This is a genomic window from Pandoraea pneumonica (genome assembly GCF_049918595.1).
Lineage (GTDB): Bacteria > Pseudomonadota > Gammaproteobacteria > Burkholderiales > Burkholderiaceae > Pandoraea > Pandoraea pneumonica_A.
Genome location: NZ_JBNCRZ010000003.1, coordinates 1 through 17,423, shown reverse-complemented (window position 1 = coordinate 17,423; position 17,423 = coordinate 1). Strand labels below are relative to the sequence as shown.

Genomic DNA, 17,423 nt, shown 5'->3' with positions numbered 1-17,423 from the left:
ACTCCGACTTGCCATGGCGTATCCCGATCTGAATTTGCTTCACGCTCTCGACGTTCTGTTGGAGGAGGGGAGCGTTGTCGGCGCCGCTCGGCGTATGCATTTAAGCCCGCCAGCGATGAGTCGAACGCTCAGCCGTATTCGCGAGACGCTCGGCGATCCGGTATTTGTGCAGGCGGGTCGCAAGCTTGTGCCGACGCCTCGCGCACTCGCGCTACGCGAGCAGGTGCGCAGTGCGGTCGAGCAGGCCACGCAAGTGCTGTCGCCCAGTGCCGAAGTCGATCTGAAGACGCTGGAGCGGCGCTTCAACGTGCGCGCCAACGATATCTTCGTCGGTCTGCATTCCGGACGGCTACTCGAAGCCATGGCCAACGAGATGCCACGCGCGATGCTGCGTTTCGCCCCGGAGGAAGACGATATCGACGACGAAGCGCTTCGAAGTGGCCGCATCGATCTTTTCATCAGCGCATCGCGCCAACTCGGCCCGGAGATTCGCGTGCAGTCGCTCTTCACGACGCGCTTTGTCGGCATCGCGCGTGACGACCATCCGATCTTCAACGAGGACATCACGCCCGAGCGCATCACCCGATGGGGACATATCGGCGTGTCGCGACGCGGCAAGTTCGCCGGGCCGATCGATACCGCACTCGATGGGTTGGGGCTTCGCCGTCACGTAGCGCTGGTCGTGTCGACGCCGTTCACTGCGCTATTTGCCTTGCAGGACTCGGACCTGTTGCTCGCACTGCCGTCAGATCTGGCGCAAAGCGCCATCGCAGCAGGCATGCGCATTCGCACGTTCGATCTGCCCGTGCCGCTTGAGACGGTGGTGCTCACGCAGGCTTGGCATCCGCGTTTTCAGGCGGACCCGGCGCATCAATGGCTGCGACGCACGATTCGCGAGTTGTGCGCGCCCGCGCCCGCGGGTCACTGATCGATCATTGCGTCAGACGCACGCCTCAATTCCAATCAAGTCACTTTTCGCAGCATCGCGACGGCCCCTACAGTGGTGATCAACATCACTTCGGTAAAGGGTCATCGTGCAATCCGCGTCATCGCCTCGCGCCACCTATGTCCTGCGTTGCATCCTTGCGGCATGGCTTGCGCTGATCGTCGCTTACGCGTTGGAACTGGAGATGCCATATTCGGCGGCATCGACGGTGTTGCTCGTCATCCATCCGATTCAGGGGGCGGTGATCGGCAAGGGCACATGGCGCGTGCTTGGCACCCTCGGCGGCATGGTCGTCTCGGTGCTGCTGATGAGTGCATTCGGTCAGATGCCGTGGTTGTTTCTGTTGGGCTTCGGCCTCTGGCTCGGGCTGTGTGTGGCGGGCATGACGCTGTTGCGACACTTCCGCGCATCGGGCGTCGTCGTCGCGGGTTATACGGTCGGGCTGGCAACGTTCGGCGCGCTTGGGCACCCACAACTGACCTTCGAGCATGTCATTGGCCGCGGCTCGACCGTGATGATCGGCGTTGTCAGTCTGGGGTTGGTGTCGGCGCTGTTTAGTCGTCGCAGCGTGCGCAGCAAGCTTGAAGCCATGCTCGGGCGGCTGGCCGCGCAGGTTGCCGATGCCGTTGCCAATCAACACGGCGCTGACGGCACTATCGCAACCGACATGCGCGAAGCAACGCCATCGGTCCGAGCGTTGGCCACACGGCGGCAACTCATCGCCGAGATCTACGGCGTCGACGATTTGCTCGCACTGGGTAAGGCCGAATCGTCTGACCTGTCGCATCGTGCAAGTGCGGTGCGCCATGCGATGGCGTCGCTCTTCGCGACGTTGGTGGGCGGGGTGTCAGGCGCGCAAGCGCTTATGCCGAAGCTCGCTACCACGTGGCGTGAGGCCGGGCAGGCGGTCGCCGAAGGTGCCTCCGGCGTGCCGCGTGCTGTAGTCATCCTGAAAAACGCACGCGACGGTCTGATTGCGTTGCGCGACGCAAAATCGAACGAGATGCGATTGGTGTCTCCCGCGGCCCACATCGCCATCGACCGTCTAATCGAACAACTCGACGACTATCTCGCGGCGTTGGATGGCGTGGCGTCGCTACATCGGCCGCGTCCCGGCATGACATCGACACCCGTGCCGCCCGTGCATTTCCATCGCGATATTCGTGCAGCGTGGCAAAACGGCTTGCGGGCCATGCTCACCCTCGTCTGCACGGGCGCTTTCTGGATCGTGACCGGCTGGCCGCACGGCGACATGATGCTGTTGATCGTCGCGCCGTATTGCGCACTGCTCGCGACGGCCCCGAATCCGGCGGCCGGGGCGTTCCAATTCTTCAAGGGCACCGTGATTGCCGTGCCGATGGCCTTCGTCTGTGCATTCGTCGTGATGCCGCACATCGTCGGTCTACCGTTGTTGCTGATCGTCCTTGCGCTGTTCTGGTTGCCGGGCATCGTCGCGACGACGATGCCGCAGCATGGGCTCGCCGCACTCGCGTATCTGGTCGGCTTCAATACGCTGACCGGGGCCGACAACCCAATGCACTACAACCTCGCGCTCTTCCTGAACTGGTCGATGGCGTGGGTACTTGGGACACTGTTCGCGTGGACGGGCTTCCGGTTGTTCTTGCCGCGCCAATTGTCGAAGGAAATTGCCCGCCTGCGTGCGCGCATTCGCGACGATGCCATGCGCTTGTTGCGCGCCAAGCCGGGCAAGCGTCGCCGCTCGATCAACGCACGTGCTTGGCAATGGCGGCAGCAGCACCGAATCGCGCAACTGGGCGCGCTGCTTAAGTTGCAGCCCGAGGCGATGGAGCGCGAAATTTCGCACGCACTCGCCAGCCTGCACCTCGGCCGAGCCGTGTTGCGATTGCACGCGTGGTCCCGGCATGACGAAGGTGAATCGCCGCGCGTCATCGCCGCCCGGACCGACATCGCCGACTTGCTCGACGCGCACGCCGATTATTTCTTCCCCTCATCACCGGCTTCACCGGTTCGTTCTCATGCGCTCTGAAGTTGCCGTCGCGGGCATCTATTTGCCCCCGTTCTTCGTCTATGCCTGCGTCGCTGTGCCGATGTTTCTGGGCGTGCGCTATGTCCTCGCGCGCACGGGAGTGCTTCGGCGTGTGTGGCATCCGGCGCTCTTCGAGTTCGCCCTTTCTCTTTGTCTGGTTTCTGTCTTGATGCTTTATGTCTAATCGTGCGCTGTGGTTCCGGCCGGTCGCAAAAGCGGCGGGCACACTTTTGGTTCTTGGTCTTGCAGTAGTGCTTGTCGTGACGCTTTGGCGCGCGTACGTGCTCGCACCGTGGACGCGCGACGGCCGCGTCAGTGCCGAAGTAGTGCGCATTGCGCCTGAAATTTCCGGCACGGTGAAAGACGTGGCCGTTAGCGACAATCAGTTCGTGCGGCGCGGCGACGTGTTGTACCGCGTCGATCCCGAACGTTTTCAACTGGCGCTCGCACAAGCCGAAGCGCAGCTAAGTGCGGCGAGTGCGATGTTGCAGCAAAAGCGTCAGGATGCGCAGCGCCGTCGCGGCATGGACGATCTGGTGCCGGGCGAGGAAATTCAGCGCGCCGGGCAGGCCGTCGCCATCGCCTTGGCGGAGCAACGCCGGGCACAGGTCGCGCTCGATGTGGCGCGTCTCGATCTTGCGCGCACCGAGTTGCGTGCGCCCGTCGACGGCTATGTCACGCACCTGCGGCTGCGTCCGGGCGACTACGCACTCGCCGGACACGCCAACATCGCCTTGCTCGATTCGCACAGCTTCTGGATTACCGGTTACTTCGAAGAAACGAAGCTTCACGGTATTCGCGAGGGCGCACCGGCACGCGTCAAGTTGATGGGATTCGACGATCGGATCGACGGCCATGTGGCGAGCATCGGGCGCGGTATCACCGATCTCAACGAACATGCCGATGCGCAGGGGCTGCCAAGCGTCGAGCCATCCTTCACTTGGATACGTCTCGCGCAACGCATTCCCGTGCGCGTCGCCATCGACCACGTACCGCCGGGGATCGTGCTGGCCGCAGGCATGACGTGCAGTGTGGACGTTGGCCCGACGGGGCAGGGCGACGCGCCGAAAGGGCGGCTGGCCAGTTTGCTGATGCGGTGGATGTAAGCCATGGCATCCGCCCTTCATTCGAAGTCGGTCCTCGCCGCATCGCTCGCCTTATTGGTCAGCGGCTGTACGACACTCGGTCCGGACTATCGGACGCCGCCTATCGACGTGCCGTCGCAATGGCACGAAGCGCCGAATGCGCACGCCGCCAGCGACACCGCGCAGCAGCTGACGTTGCGCACGTGGTGGCGGTCCTTCAACGATCCCGTGCTCGATCGGTTGGTCGACGCGGCGCTCGCACGTAATCAAGACCTCGCCATTGCCCGCTCGCGTTTGACGCAAGCGAGGGCCGAGCGCGTGCAGATCGCGGCCGGGCTGGGGCCAAGCGTCTCGGTTGGCGGCGTGGGACAAGCACTGCGTTCAAGTGAACGGCTCGACTGGCCGCCCGGCATCGGCGAGTCGCGTACGTGGCGCGCAGGATTTGACGCCAGTTGGGAGTTGGACATCTTCGGCGGCACACAACGTGCGGTTGAGGCGGCCGACGCTCATATCGAGGCGGTGGCTGACGACGCGCACGCCGTGCAGGTCAGTTTGCTTGCCGAATTGGCCGACGATTACGCGATGTTGCGCACCGCACAGGCGCGGCGGGATATCGCACAAGCGAACATTCGCAATCTGTTAGAGGGCGAGCGTTTGGCGGAGCGGGCGCTCGCGCAAGGGCTGGGCACATCCGCCGATGTCGCGCAGGCGCGGGCAGAGCGAGAGACGGCGCAAGCGTTGCCGCCGCAGCTCGAAGCGGAAGTGGCGCGGCTAGGTCATGCCATCGGTGTACTGACCGGCGGGTTCTCTGGCGACTGGCGCGAATCGCTGGCGCAGCCGTCGTCGCCGTTGCCCGTCGCGCCTTCGTTGCCGTTGTCGATGCCGTCGGAGGTGATGCGGCAGCGCCCCGATGTACGTGCTGCCGAGCGCAGGCTCGCGGCGGCAACGGCACGCATCGGCGTGGCGGAAGCGGCGCGCTTTCCTCGCTTCAACATTCCGCTGAGTCTGGGCACCACGGCCAGCCTGATTCGTGACCTGTTCTCAGGCGCGAGTCTCGCGTGGTCAGTGGGTCTGCAAGCGAGTCAGACGCTCTACGACGGCGGTAGTGCACGTGCGGGTGTGACGCTGGCACAAGCGCAGACCGATGCAGCACGGTTGGCCTACGAGCGCGATGTGCGCCTAGCCTTGCGCGATGTGGAAGATGCGCTGACCGGACTAAACAGCGAACGGGCGCGGCAGATTGCATTGACGGCAGCCGTGCAAGACAGTCAGCTCGCGCTCGACCGGGCGACGCGGTTGTATCGACGCGGCTTGAGCGGCTATTTGCCCGTGCTTACTGCGCAACGCACGGCTAACCACGCACGCGACGCGCTCGCGTTGAGTCAGGGGGCGGAAGTGCGCAGCGCCATCGCGTTATACAAATCGCTCGGCGCAGGGTGGGCGAATGGTTAAGTCAGTGAGTCAGTTAAACAGGAGAAGTTTTTATGACGCTCGATCCCAAGATATTCACGGTTCACGACGTTAGCGCGTTGCCCTATGTCGTATTCAATCAACGGGCCGCTGGCCCTGGGTATGCCCGTCAGTGGGGGGCGGAAATGGTGGCGTTGGTCAATCACGGCGAGCCGTTCGTGGTGGTCTACGATCAGCTAAGGACGGACGAATCGCACGAAGACCGCAAGCAACGCGCGGTCTGGCTCAAGCACAATAAGGCGGCGCTGGCCGAGGTCTGCAAGGCGCTCGTGAGCATCGAACCCGACGACGCGCAGCGCGCCATGGTCAAGGTGATGGGCGAGACGGCCGTGAAAGCGTTCGGCATCCCGCACGAGGCGGTCGCCACGCGCGAGGAGGCCATCGCGTTGGTGCGCAGGCTGATCGGAAGTTTGGGATTGCCAAAGACCGGCGACAACGACGGGGACTATGATGTGCGCGCAGCACCATTCGAATAGGAGATAGGCATGACACAGCTCGTCACAATGCTTTGGTTCGATCAGGGGCAGGCCCGCGAGGCCGCTGAATTCTATGCCGCCACGTTTCCCGACAGCCGCGTCGATGCCCGGCACGTTTCGCCTATCCCGGGCGTGGGCGTCGGGCCGGAGTTGACCGTCGACTTTACCGTGGTGGGCCGCCGATTCATCGGGCTGAACGGCGGGCCGAACTTTAAGCCGAACGAGGCCGTGAGCTTCATGGTGGAGACCGGCGATCAGGAGGAAACCGATCGCTATTGGAACGCCATCATCGGCAACGGCGGTGCGGCGATGGACTGCGGCTGGTGCAAAGACCGTTGGGGTTTCTCGTGGCAAATCACGCCCAAGCGCCTGCTCGATCTCATCGGCGGCAGCGATCCCGTCGCGGGACGCCGGGCCATGGAAGCCATGATGACCATGCAGAAGATCGATATCGCCGCGCTTGAGCGTGCCGTCGCCGCTACGGACTGACGCGCCGGCCTCGTTGCGCGAAGCCATGCCGTCGGGCCGTGAAGGCGACTAGCCAAGCCGCTATCACCAAACCGAGCAACACCCACGGCATGGCCGTTGCCCCGAGCGTTTCGAGTAGGGCACCGCCGAGTATGCCGCTCACCGCGAATGAGAGATTGAACACGGTCACCAGCATCGACTGCGCCACGTGCTCGTGTTCGCCCGCCGCATCGCCGAGCGCCGTTTGCAGCAACGTCGGGGCACCGCTGAAGCTCAAACCCCAGAACACGGCGCCGACGCAGAGCACCGGCCACGACGCGCCCCAGCCGCTGAACGCGACGATCACCAGCGCAAACGTCCCCAGCGCTACCAGCACCAGTTGGCGCAGCCAGCGATCCACCCATATCCCCACGCCCCACAGTCCGACGAGCGTGCACACGCCGAACGTCGATAACACGGTCGCCAGCCGATCGTCCATGCCGACCGACGCGAGAAACGGCGCGATATAGGTGTAGAGCGTGTAGTGCGCGATGACCCACAGCATCACCACGGCCAACACCGACCGCACTCCCGGCAATCGCAGCACATGGCCGATGCTGGCACGCGATCCAGTCGCCTGCGCGAGAACGTCGGGCACGATGAGTTGCACCCATCCCATCAAGACCAACGCGACCGCCGACAGGCCGCCGAACACCCAGCGCCAGCCGATCAGATGCCCGAGCCATGTGGCCATCGGCACACCCAGGGCTAGCGCCAACGGCACGCCGAGCATGGCAATGGCCAACGCTCGTCCCTGACGCGCAGGCGGCACGAGGCGGCGTGCATAGGTGGCGATCTCGCTCCACGCCAGACCGATCGCTAGCCCGACAACGAAGCGTGCGCCGAGCGTGATCAGGAAATGGCTGGAGAGCGCCGTCACCAAATTGCAGAGGAAGAAGCCAAACAAGGCCGTATTCAGCACGCGGCGGCGCGGCCAGCGCTGGAGCAGCATCGTGAGCGGGACGGCACCGAGGCCCGCCCCGAGGGCGCAAAGCGTCACCCACTGACCGGCCCACGCTTCGGAGACTTGGAAGCCTTCTGCCAACTGCGGCAGCAAGCCCGCGGGCACCGTCTCGTTGGCAGCGGCGATGAAGGTGGCGAGCATTAGCGCCACCATCGAGGCCCACGGCGTCGCGTCGTCGGCGACGCTGGTTGACGCTTGCGGCGACTGGCCGGGCGACACGCTGGGATTAGATGGACAAGTTGCGGAGGCGGAAGCGGAAGCTGTGGAGGAGGGCATCGTCATTCGTTGAACATCGTCACGTCCCCTGTAGGGACAACACGACGAAGTCTGCCAACCCACGCTATATTTGATAATTCGTTGAAAAATTGAATGACTTTCAAATTTAGTCGATAAATGGAGCGATGAGGGCCGATGGCCACCGACAAGCTGGGCGATATGCGCCTATTCACGACAGCCGCCTCACTTGGGAGTCTGTCAGCGGCGGGTCGCAAGCTGGGGCTCTCGCCCGCGGCGGCGAGCGCGCGGCTGATGAAGCTCGAAGCGTCGCTACAGACGCGGTTGTTCGTGCGCACCACGCGTCAGTTGCGTCTCACGGACGAGGGGCGCGTCTATCTCTCGCATTGCCTCGTGGCGTTACAGGCGATCGACGACGGCGAGGCGGCGCTGCAAGCGGGGTGTGCAGCCATTCGCGGCAAGATCCGGTTGTCGGCGTCGACGGACTTCGGGCTGCATACGCTCACGCCGTGGCTCGACGAATTCACGGCGCGCCATCCTGACGTTCGGCTGTCGATGACCCTGACCGATTCGATATCCCATCTCGTGCAGGACGACGTCGATCTCGCAATCCGCTTTAGCGAACCTGACGATGGCGCATTGGTGGCACGGCGTCTCGCGCCGATGTGCCGCGTGCTATGCGCGTCGCCCGAATATCTGGCTCGGTACGGTGAGCCGCACACGCCTGAAGCGTTGGCCGAGCATCAGTTCATCGTGCTGGTGACATCGTCCGGGCCGCTCAACGAATTCCACTTCCGCAAGCACGAAGCGACGTGGCAGTTCACGGTGCCGATGGCGCAGGCGTGGGAGACGAACGACGGCATGCTGGCCCGACGTTGGGCGTTGGATGGGAAAGGCATCGTGCGCAAGACGCTATGGGACGCCGCCGACGACGTGCGCGCCGGGCGGCTGAAGATTCTGCTCGCCGACTACATTGCGAAGGAGCCGGGCGTCTACGCGGTGCGGCATCGCACGCGCTACATGGTGCCGCGCGTGCGCGCACTGCTCGATTTTCTGGTGGAACGGTTCGCTCAAGAGACGGCGCGCTGGCCGAATGTCGACCGCTGCCAAGTCTGACTTCATGTCATCATATGCCATGGCAAAAATCCCCCTTTTTCCGCTCGGCAACGCCCTGTTTCCTGCTGGGGTGCTGCATCTGCGCATCTTCGAGGTGCGCTATCTCGACATGATCAAACGGTGCCTCGCCGATGGCACCGAGTTCGGGGTCGTCGTGTTGCGACAGGGCAGCGAAGTGCGCCTGCCGGACGCTGACGAGGAACCGGCGATGATCGGCACCATGGCGCGCATCGACGACTGGCGCGCACCGATGCCGGCGCTGCTCGAACTGGTCTGCCGGGGGACCACGAAATTCCGGCTCTCATCTGTCGAACTGGCCAAGTATGGCTTGTGGATGGGCGAGGCCGAGATGCTGCCCGACGATGCCGCCATCGCCATTCCCGATACCTTGCAAGTCAGTGCCGACACGCTCGGTAAGCTGATTTCCGGGTTGCAGCGCGATCCGGCCCGCGCCGCCAAGCTGCCGCTCGCACCGCCGTACCGGTTGGACGAATGCGGCTGGGTGGCGGACCGCTGGGCAGAGTTGCTGCCGTTGCCCGCGCACGAAAAAGAGACACTGCTCGGCATCGACGATCCGATCGCGCGTCTGGCCCGTATTCAGGCGTTTCTGACCGATCACGGCGTGTTGTCCTGACACGTTCACGGCATTCTCTTCGGTCTGCCCGCCGGTAGATCGGCGATAATGCCGCCTGCCAAGTTTCCTCTCACGTGCCGCTTCGCCTTGTGACGACCCCAGGGCGACCTCTGCGCGGCGCGACCGTAACGACAATCCATGACAGTCCAGATCAACCAAGAACTCAAGGCGTACATCGATCCGCTCACCGCGGACGAGTACGCAGCGCTCGAACAGAGCCTGCTGGCCGAAGGGTGCCGCGATGCGCTCGTCCTGTGGGGCGATGTCCTCGTCGACGGCCACAACCGCTACGAAATTTGCAGCAAGCACAACATCGAATTCCGCACGACGCAAAACCCGTCGTTTCAGTCGATGGACGATGTGCGCCTGTGGATGATCGATAACCATCTGGGCCGCCGCAGCGTGTCGGATTACCAGCGCGGCGTGCTGGCGCTGCGCAAGAAGACCATTCTCGAAGCGCGCACCGCTGCCATCGCCACCGCCGATGAAGCCCCGGCGAGCGCACCTGCGGCTGGCGGCGATCAGGACGCCGCAGCAGCGTCGAATTCGCTGATTCCCGCCCACACGATGGCGCTGACGCGTGCAGCGCTTGCGCGTGCCGCGAAGCTGTCGAGCAACACGCTGGGCCAGATCGAACAGATTCACAACGCCGCAGCGCCGGAACTGGTCGACGCGGTCAAGCGCGGTGAAGTGTCGATCAATGCCGCGGCCGCCGTCTCCACGCTGCCGCAGGCGGCGCAGGTTGCAGCTGTCGTCGCAGGCAAGCAAGAGCTGCGCGAGCTGGCGCGTCAGGTGCGCGAGGCGCGCCCGGTCAAGCCGCGTAAGAAGAAGGACGAAGACGAGACCGAGATGGAAGACGACGGCACGCCGCCGTGGGACACCAGCCTCGACCCGTCGCAGTATCCGGACGAGATGACGCGTCTGGCGAAGGAACTCAAGGCGATGACCGCCGAGCGCGATGCGCTGAAAAAGAAGGTGGCGCATCTGACCATCGCGCTCGCGGAAGCACGCGCCGGGAAGTGAGCTTGACCCGCATGCTCCGGGGCATTTGATCGCCCGGGCATGCGATATATATCGATAAAAATATAGTTTCGTATATTGGATCCAATAAAGCGTGATGGGGTCCAGAATCGCAAACTCCGTCGGAAAATGCTTTAATCGCGCCATGCGAACCCCCGGTCCCCAAGCACTTCATCAGGCTATCCGCGACACGCTCCGAGACGAGATCTTGAGCGGCGTGCTCCCGGGCGGCTACCAACTGCGGCAAGAAGCGTTAGCCGAGCGATTCCACGCGAGCCGGGTGCCCGTGCGCGAAGCGTTGCGCCAGCTAGAGGCGGAAGGGCTGGTCACGCACCATCTCAACCGTGGCGCGACGGTTGCGAGCATGAATCTCGAGCAGCTGTGCGAGTTGCTCGACATCCGGGTGGCGCTCGAATGCCACGCGGCAAAGCTCGCGGTACCGAACATGGCCGAGCGCGATTTTCAGGTGATGGAGCAGATCCTCACGGATTACGCCGCGTCGGAAGTCGTGTCGGAATGGGCCGAGTACAACCGGCGTTTCCATCTCGCGCTGTGTGCACCGGCCAACAATCGCCGTCTGCGCATGCTCATCGAAGAGTACTGCCTCAACACCGAGCGGCACTCGCATCTCGCGATGTCGCAGGCCACCGGCAAAGAGAAGCCGCAGCAGGATCACTACGAAATCCTCGCGGCCTGCCGCCGTCGCGATGTCAACGGCGTCGTGGCGTTGCTCGAAGCGCACATTCTCGCGACGCGCAATGAAATCAAAGCGATGGCGCGCGAGGACGTGAGTTTCCTCGCTTAGTTAGCGTTAGTTGCCGCTAGCCCGGCCTCGCATCATTCCTGAACGCAACATCCTAAGTCCCGCAGATTTGTGAATCGGCGTCACGAATCTTGTGCGGCGGCGAGGACTTTTGGTGGCTGACGGATTGGGCCACACTGTCGTTTTCGCGTCGCGCCATTCAACCGTCGTTGATTTTTCCGGCGCGACGTTCTGACAGGAGCTACCACTCATGACGCTGCCCGCTTTCGGTCTCGGGACTTTCCGTCTCAAGGGCCAAACCGTTTTCGATACCGTCACCAACGCACTGGATCTGGGCTATCGCGCCATCGATACCGCGCAGATTTACGAGAACGAGGCCGATATTGGCCGTGCGTTGGCGGCATCGAACGTCAAGCGCGACGATCTCTATCTCACGACCAAAATCTGGGTCGACAACTTTTCCCAAGACAAGCTGATTCCGAGTCTCAAAGACAGCCTGTCGAAGCTCGGAACCGACAGTGTCGATCTGACGCTGATCCACTGGCCGTCGCCGGCCAACGCCGTGCCGATGGACGAGTATCTCGGCGCGTTGATCGAAGCACGCAAGCAGGGGCTGACCAAGGCCATCGGCGTGTCCAACTTCACCATTGCGTTGCTGCAACAGGCGATCGCGATTGCCGGTCCGGGCCAATTGGCGACCAACCAGATCGAGTTGAGCCCGTATCTGCAAAACCGCAAGCTGGCTGAATTCGCCCGCTCGCAGGGTGTGCCGGTGACGTCGTACATGACGCTGGCTTACGGCAAAGTGCTGAACGATCCGGTGCTGGTGAAGATTGCCGAGGCGCATGGCGCAACGACGGCGCAAGTCGCGCTGGCGTGGGCGATGCAGCAGGGCTATGCCGTCATTCCGTCGTCGACGAAGCGCGAGAATCTGGCCAGCAACATGAAGGCGCGCGCACTGCATCTGAGCGATGACGACATGCAGCAAATCGCCACGCTCGACCGCAACGACCGTCAGGCCAACCCGGCCTCGCTGGCCCCGGCTTGGGACTAAGCAACACCGTGTAACAAGCGCGTGGCGGGCGAAGTGAAAGCCATGATGTCAAGTGTCGCTTCAAGTGCTATCTTGAGTGACATCGTCCCCGACAGAGGTGTACGCATCATGGCTGCCCATCCCGCAAATTCTGCTGTGTCGCAACCGCCTCCGTCGAAATTTGCCACTGTGATTCGCGTCACGAGTGGCAATTTCATGGAGATGTTCGACTTCTTCCTGTTCGGCTTCTACGCCACCCATATTTCCGCGACGTTCTTCCCATCGGGCGACGAGTTCGCCTCGTTGATGCTGACGTTTATGACGTTCGGCGCAGGGTTCCTGATGCGGCCGTTGGGCGCCATCATTCTCGGGGCGTATGTCGACCGCATCGGGCGGCGGCGCGGGCTGATCGTCACCTTGTCGGTGATGGCGATGGGGACCATCCTGATCGCGTTCGTGCCCGGTTTTGCGACGATCGGTTACGCAGCCCCGTTGCTTGTGCTCATCGGTCGGTTGTTGCAGGGGTTCTCGGCTGGGGTGGAACTGGGCGGCGTGTCCGTCTACCTGTCCGAGATGGCGACGCCGGGACACAAGGGTTTCTATGTGAGCTGGCAGTCGGCGAGTCAGCAGGTCGCGATTATCGTGGCGGCGCTGCTCGGGTACTTGCTCAACAAGTGGCTGACGCCGGGGCAAGTGGCCGATTGGGGCTGGCGTATTCCGTTCTTCATCGGCTGCATGATCGTGCCGGTGCTGTTCTACATTCGCCGTTCGTTGCAGGAAACCGAAGCGTTTCTGGCGCGCAAGCATCGCCCGAGCACGCGCGAGATCTTCCGCTCGATGCTGGAGAACTGGGGGCTGGTCGTCGCGGGCACGATGCTCGTGGCGATGACCACCGTGTCGTTCTACCTCATCACCGTCTACACACCGACCTTCGGCAAGTCTGTTCTGAAGCTCTCGACGACCGATGCGCTGGTCGTCACGTTCTGTGTGGGCGTCTCGAACTTCATCTGGCTGCCGATCATGGGCGCGCTGTCCGACCGAATCGGGCGGCGGCCGTTGCTGATCGTGTTCACCGTGCTGACCATCCTCACGGCGTATCCGGCGATGGCGTGGCTGGTGGTGCAGCCGACGTTCAACAAGATGCTTCTCGTCGAGTTGTGGCTGTCCTTCCTCTATGCGAGCTACAACGGGGCCATGGTGGTGGCGCTGACCGAGATCATGCCGGTGGACGTGCGCACGGCGGGCTTCTCGCTCGCCTACAGTCTGGCGACGGCGTTGTTCGGCGGCTTCACGCCTGCCGTGGCCACGGGATTGATCGGCCTGACCGGCAACAAGGCCGCGCCCGGCTGGTGGATGACCTTCGCGGCCGTGTGCGGTCTGATCGCGACCCTCGTGCTGTATCGCAAACGCGGCGCGACCAACGCGGCAATGGCGTGACGTCCTGACGGGGCGCTGTGCGAGAATATCGCATTGCCAAAGCGGCCCATTGCGCTGCGCGGCGTCTGGCCGAAGGGGCTGGACGGTGTGCAGCGGCTCTCCGTCAGCGTGACATGAATCGAGATTTACCCGCCTCGGACGACAGTCCCGGCGTGCCCCCCGCCCCGACCACCCAAAGCACACCTGAATCGAGTGCCGATGCCACCTATATGGGGCTGGCGCTCGAACAGGCGCGCGCCGCTATGTTGCAGGGCGAAGTGCCCGTGGGGGCGGTCGTCATTTGCGACGGGCAAGTCGTGGCTGTTGGGCACAACTGCCCGGTGGGCGGCCATGATCCGTCGGCCCATGCCGAAATGCAGGCCTTGCGCGCTGCTGCGCAAGCGCTGGGCAACTACCGTCTCCCCGAATGCGAGTTGTACGTCACGCTCGAGCCTTGCGTAATGTGCGCGGGGGCGATCATGCATGCGCGCATCAAACGTGTCGTGTACGGTGCCGCCGACCCGAAGACGGGCGCGTGCGGCAGCGTGGTCGACCTGTTTGCGGAACCGCGGCTCAATCACCATGCCGAAGTCATCGGCGGTGTGCGGCGCGACGAGTGCGTCGGCATTTTGCAGCGCTTCTTCAGCGAACGGCGTGCAGCAGCGCGGGCACGGCGGCTTGCTGCGGCAGCGACTGACGCCGCCGACATCCCATCAGACATTCCCCCAACGCCTATCCCGGGACAACCCAATTGACCCAGACGAAGCTGCTTGAACTGATTGCCCCTTCCGGTTATCCGGCCAGTCTTGACGTGGCTGCACGCGGTGTCGAAACGCTCGAGCGCCTTGGCTATACCGTGGGCAACCGCGAGGCGCTGGCGCGCCAGTATCTGCGTTTTGCGGGCACCGATGCCGAGCGCATTGCCGAGCTCAACACGCTCGCACGTCGCGACCATCCGGTGCCGGACGTCATTCTGGCCGTGCGCGGCGGCTACGGCGCGGTGCATTTGCTGGATCAACTCGACTACGAGGGTCTGCATCGGCGCTTGTCCGGCACGCCGGCGGCTATCGTGGGCCACAGCGATTTCACGGCGTTGCAACTTGCCTTGTTGGCGTGCGCGCATCTGACGACGTTCTCCGGCCCGATGCTCACGGCCGACTTCGGCGCCGAGACCCTGAGCGACTTCACGCTAAGTCATTTCCAGTCGATTCTTAGCGCACCGCAGCACGTTGCTGAATGGACCGGCGATGGCGGTGCAGGCGATATCGACGTGGCGGGCACCTTGTGGGGCGGCAATCTGGCGATGGTATGCAGCTTGATTGGCACCCCATATTTGCCGGAAATCGACGGCGGCGTGCTGTTTGTCGAAGATGTGAACGAACCGCCGTACCGGGTCGAGCGCATGTTGTACCAACTGCATCAGACGGGCATTCTCGGGCGTCAGCGCGCGCTCGTGCTGGGCGATTTTTCCGAGTACCGCGTGAGCGATTACGACAACGGTTACGACATGGACACCATGATCGCCAGCATGCGCAAGGTCATCGGCATTCCTATCGTCACCGGGCTGCCGTTCGGTCATTGCCCCGACAAGCTGACCCTGCCCGTGGGTGGTCAAGCGCGGTTGCAGACCGCGGGCGAGCACGTCACGCTCACGCTTACGGGATATCCCTATAAGGCGGTGTGAGGGCCGGGAACACCGCGACACCAACGCTTTACAAAGCACGCCGGGCCGATTTTTCGGTCCGGCGTTGTTTTTTGCGTTTCGTGCAGATCGGTGGCGAATTCTGCGATTTGCGAGGGTGATCGCCACCAGATGGCGGGAGATTGCTCGCGGGTGGAAGGCCACTTACCGGGCTCGCGGGGGCGTGTGGCGGCGGTCTGGGCGCGGGCGGCGGCCCGCGACTATATGTCACGGCGCAGCTTGAATATCTGTGTACGGCTATGTTTTGCCGGAGTGGATTTGGCTACACTGCTTCGATCGTTTCGCCGTCACAAGGATGCCAAGACATCATGGCCAGCAGCCCTGCCAGCACTACCGCAAGTTCCAAGGATTATCCCCGCGACCTGATCGGCTATGGCCGCCACGTGCCGTTTGCCGATTGGCCGGGCCGTGCGCGCATCGCCGTGCAGTTCGTTCTGAACTACGAAGAAGGTGGCGAGAACTGCGTGTTGCACGGTGACCGTGCGTCCGAGCAGTTCCTCTCCGAGATCATTGGCGCGGCGGCGTACGAAGCCCGTCACATGAGCATGGAGTCCATTTACGAGTACGGCTCGCGTGCCGGTGTGTGGCGCATTCTGCGCGAGTTCGAGCGCCGTGGGCTGCCGCTCACCGTGTTCGGCGTCGCGATGGCCATGCAGCGTCACCCCGAAGTGACGGCGGCGTTTCAGGAACTGGGGCACGAGATTGCGTGCCACGGCTGGCGCTGGATTCACTACCAGAACATGGACGAGGCGACCGAGCGCGAACACATGCGCATCGCCATCGAGATCTTCAAAGAGATGACCGGCAGCGCGCCGCTCGGCTGGTACACCGGCCGCGACAGCCCCAACACGCGCCGGCTGGTGGTCGAGCAGGGCGGTTTCGTCTACGACTCGGACAACTACGGCGACGACTTGCCGTTCTGGACGAAGGTCGAGACGAGCAGCGGCGAAGTGAAGCCGCATCTGGTCGTGCCGTACACGCTCGACACCAACGACATGCGCTTTGCCGCGCCGCAGGGTTTCAACACGGCCGACCACTTCTTCCATTACCTGCGCGACGCGTTCGACGTGCTGTACGCCGAGGGCGACGAGGCACCGAAGATGCTGTCGATCGGGATGCACTGCCGTTTGCTGGGCCGCCCCGGGCGTTTTGCTGCGTTGCAGCGATTCCTCGATCACATCGAGAAGCATGACCGGGTGTGGGTGTGCCGTCGTATCGACGTGGCGCGCCACTGGCAGGAGCGCCACCCGTTCGTCGCGGCTTAAACACACATCGTTAAACATCTAATCTAGAACCGATAGGCGTCATCGGGCTGCGCAAGACAAGCGCGGCGGGGCGCCACCCTTGTTCTCCAGGAGAGCAGTTAATGAACGCCCCGTTGCCTATGACCCAACGTACCGTTGCCGCGTTGTCGGACTTGCCGCGTGCCGAATTTATCGCGGCGCTCGACGGCATTTTCGAACATTCCCCGTGGGTGGCCGAAGCCGCTTGGGAAGACCGTCCGTTTGCCACCGTCGCTGCCTTGCACGACGCCATGTGCCAAGCCGTCATCGATGCGGGCGAAGGCCCGCAGCTCGACCTGATCCGTGCCCACCCGGAATTGGCTGGCAAAGCCGCCGTGCGTGGCGAGCTGACGGCAGAGTCGACGCGCGAGCAGGCCGGTGCCGGTCTGGATCAATGCAGCGCCGAAGAGTTTGCGCAGCTCACGAAGCTGAACGACGACTACAAGGCCAAGTTTGGTTTCCCGTACATCCTCGCGGTGCGTGGCCATACCCGCATGAGCATCATCGAGAACTTCAGCACGCGTCTGCAAAACAGCCGTGCTGACGAAATCGAAGAGTGCCTGCGTCAGATTTTCCGCATCGCCGGTTTCCGCTTGCAGGATCTGGTGAGCGACTAAGCTACCGGGCAGCGAGCATTCGCAAGCATTAGCAAGACAGTTTCAGACACTACAAAGCATTTAGGAGTTGGCATGGCCCTCGTCCCGCAAGATCCGAACGCACCGGAATTCGTGCGCCGTTACGTCAATCTGGCCGATCCGCGTCTGGG

Annotated in this window: 19 protein-coding genes; 18 read left to right on the top strand and 1 reads right to left on the bottom strand. The window is 63.2% G+C overall.

The features are described from left to right. Nucleotides 1–13: 13 nt before the first annotated feature. The 7 genes from ACPWR9_RS12590 (at nt 14) to ACPWR9_RS12560 (ending at nt 6,474) form a co-directional block, all read left to right on the top strand. Complete coding sequence (locus ACPWR9_RS12590; protein ID WP_426298069.1) at nt 14–928, top strand: LysR family transcriptional regulator; 915 nt, start codon at nt 14–16, stop codon at nt 926–928. A gap of 106 nt (nt 929–1,034) precedes the next feature. Next, entirely contained in the window at nt 1,035–2,954 is a 1,920-nt protein-coding gene (locus ACPWR9_RS12585; protein WP_426298067.1) for an FUSC family protein, read from the top strand. Continuing rightward, nucleotides 2,944–3,138, top strand: a complete 195-nt coding sequence (locus ACPWR9_RS12580; protein ID WP_426298065.1) for a DUF1656 domain-containing protein — start codon at nt 2,944–2,946, stop codon at nt 3,136–3,138. Before ACPWR9_RS12585 ends, ACPWR9_RS12580 begins: the two co-directional genes overlap by 11 nt. After that, nucleotides 3,131–4,060, top strand: a complete 930-nt coding sequence (locus ACPWR9_RS12575) for a biotin/lipoyl-binding protein (RefSeq protein WP_426298063.1) — start codon at nt 3,131–3,133, stop codon at nt 4,058–4,060. The genes ACPWR9_RS12580 and ACPWR9_RS12575 overlap by 8 nt, the downstream gene beginning before the upstream one ends. Nucleotides 4,061–4,063: 3 nt before the next feature. After that, a complete protein-coding gene (locus ACPWR9_RS12570) occupies nt 4,064–5,491 on the top strand; it encodes an efflux transporter outer membrane subunit (protein ID WP_426298061.1) in 1,428 nt (475 codons plus the stop codon). A 32-nt stretch (nt 5,492–5,523) separates the two neighbouring features. Beyond that, entirely contained in the window at nt 5,524–5,985 is a 462-nt protein-coding gene (locus ACPWR9_RS12565; protein ID WP_426298059.1) for a hypothetical protein, read from the top strand. Nucleotides 5,986–5,994: 9 nt separating this feature from the next. Next, on the top strand, nt 5,995–6,474 hold the full coding sequence (locus ACPWR9_RS12560; protein ID WP_426298057.1) for a VOC family protein: 480 nt from the start codon (nt 5,995–5,997) through the stop codon (nt 6,472–6,474). On the opposite strand, the gene ACPWR9_RS12555 is transcribed toward ACPWR9_RS12560, so the two are convergent. Continuing rightward, nucleotides 6,464–7,597, bottom strand: a complete 1,134-nt coding sequence (locus tag ACPWR9_RS12555; RefSeq protein WP_426312003.1) for an MFS transporter — start codon at nt 7,595–7,597, stop codon at nt 6,464–6,466. The genes ACPWR9_RS12560 and ACPWR9_RS12555 overlap by 11 nt on opposite strands. On the opposite strand from ACPWR9_RS12555, the gene ACPWR9_RS12550 reads away from it, so the two are divergent. The 11 genes from ACPWR9_RS12550 (at nt 7,587) to uraD (ending at nt 17,274) form a co-directional block, all read left to right on the top strand. After that, a complete protein-coding gene (locus tag ACPWR9_RS12550) occupies nt 7,587–7,745 on the top strand; it encodes a hypothetical protein (RefSeq protein ID WP_426312004.1) in 159 nt (52 codons plus the stop codon). The genes ACPWR9_RS12555 and ACPWR9_RS12550 overlap by 11 nt on opposite strands. A 122-nt stretch (nt 7,746–7,867) precedes the next feature. Further along, nucleotides 7,868–8,806, top strand: coding sequence for a LysR family transcriptional regulator (locus ACPWR9_RS12545; RefSeq protein ID WP_426298053.1), 939 nt, complete (start codon nt 7,868–7,870; stop codon nt 8,804–8,806). A gap of 19 nt (nt 8,807–8,825) precedes the next feature. Beyond that, nucleotides 8,826–9,440 carry an LON peptidase substrate-binding domain-containing protein gene (locus tag ACPWR9_RS12540; RefSeq protein WP_426298051.1) on the top strand — a complete coding sequence of 205 codons (615 nt, stop codon included), beginning with the start codon at nt 8,826–8,828 and terminating at the stop codon, nt 9,438–9,440. Between the two features lie 138 nt (nt 9,441–9,578). After that, on the top strand, nt 9,579–10,463 hold the full coding sequence (locus ACPWR9_RS12535; protein WP_426298049.1) for a hypothetical protein: 885 nt from the start codon (nt 9,579–9,581) through the stop codon (nt 10,461–10,463). Between the two features lie 142 nt (nt 10,464–10,605). After that, complete coding sequence (locus ACPWR9_RS12530; protein WP_150678391.1) at nt 10,606–11,265, top strand: GntR family transcriptional regulator; 660 nt, start codon at nt 10,606–10,608, stop codon at nt 11,263–11,265. Between the two features lie 208 nt (nt 11,266–11,473). Then, nucleotides 11,474–12,277, top strand: coding sequence for a 2,5-didehydrogluconate reductase DkgB (dkgB, locus tag ACPWR9_RS12525; RefSeq protein ID WP_426298047.1), 804 nt, complete (start codon nt 11,474–11,476; stop codon nt 12,275–12,277). A 108-nt stretch (nt 12,278–12,385) separates the two neighbouring features. Continuing rightward, nucleotides 12,386–13,693 (top strand): MFS transporter, encoded by a 1,308-nt coding sequence (locus ACPWR9_RS12520; protein WP_426298045.1) that lies wholly within the window; start codon nt 12,386–12,388, stop codon nt 13,691–13,693. A 113-nt stretch (nt 13,694–13,806) separates the two neighbouring features. Then, complete coding sequence (tadA, locus tag ACPWR9_RS12515; protein WP_426298043.1) at nt 13,807–14,427, top strand: tRNA adenosine(34) deaminase TadA; 621 nt, start codon at nt 13,807–13,809, stop codon at nt 14,425–14,427. Then, nucleotides 14,424–15,356 carry a muramoyltetrapeptide carboxypeptidase gene (gene ldcA, locus ACPWR9_RS12510; RefSeq protein WP_426298041.1) on the top strand — a complete coding sequence of 311 codons (933 nt, stop codon included), beginning with the start codon at nt 14,424–14,426 and terminating at the stop codon, nt 15,354–15,356. The genes tadA and ldcA overlap by 4 nt, the downstream gene beginning before the upstream one ends. Nucleotides 15,357–15,682: 326 nt before the next feature. After that, nucleotides 15,683–16,639, top strand: coding sequence for an allantoinase PuuE (puuE, locus tag ACPWR9_RS12505; RefSeq protein WP_426298039.1), 957 nt, complete (start codon nt 15,683–15,685; stop codon nt 16,637–16,639). A gap of 119 nt (nt 16,640–16,758) precedes the next feature. Beyond that, nucleotides 16,759–17,274: a 2-oxo-4-hydroxy-4-carboxy-5-ureidoimidazoline decarboxylase gene (uraD, locus tag ACPWR9_RS12500; protein ID WP_426298037.1), complete on the top strand. Its 516-nt coding sequence runs from the start codon at nt 16,759–16,761 to the stop codon at nt 17,272–17,274. Nucleotides 17,275–17,423: the final 149 nt, after the last annotated feature.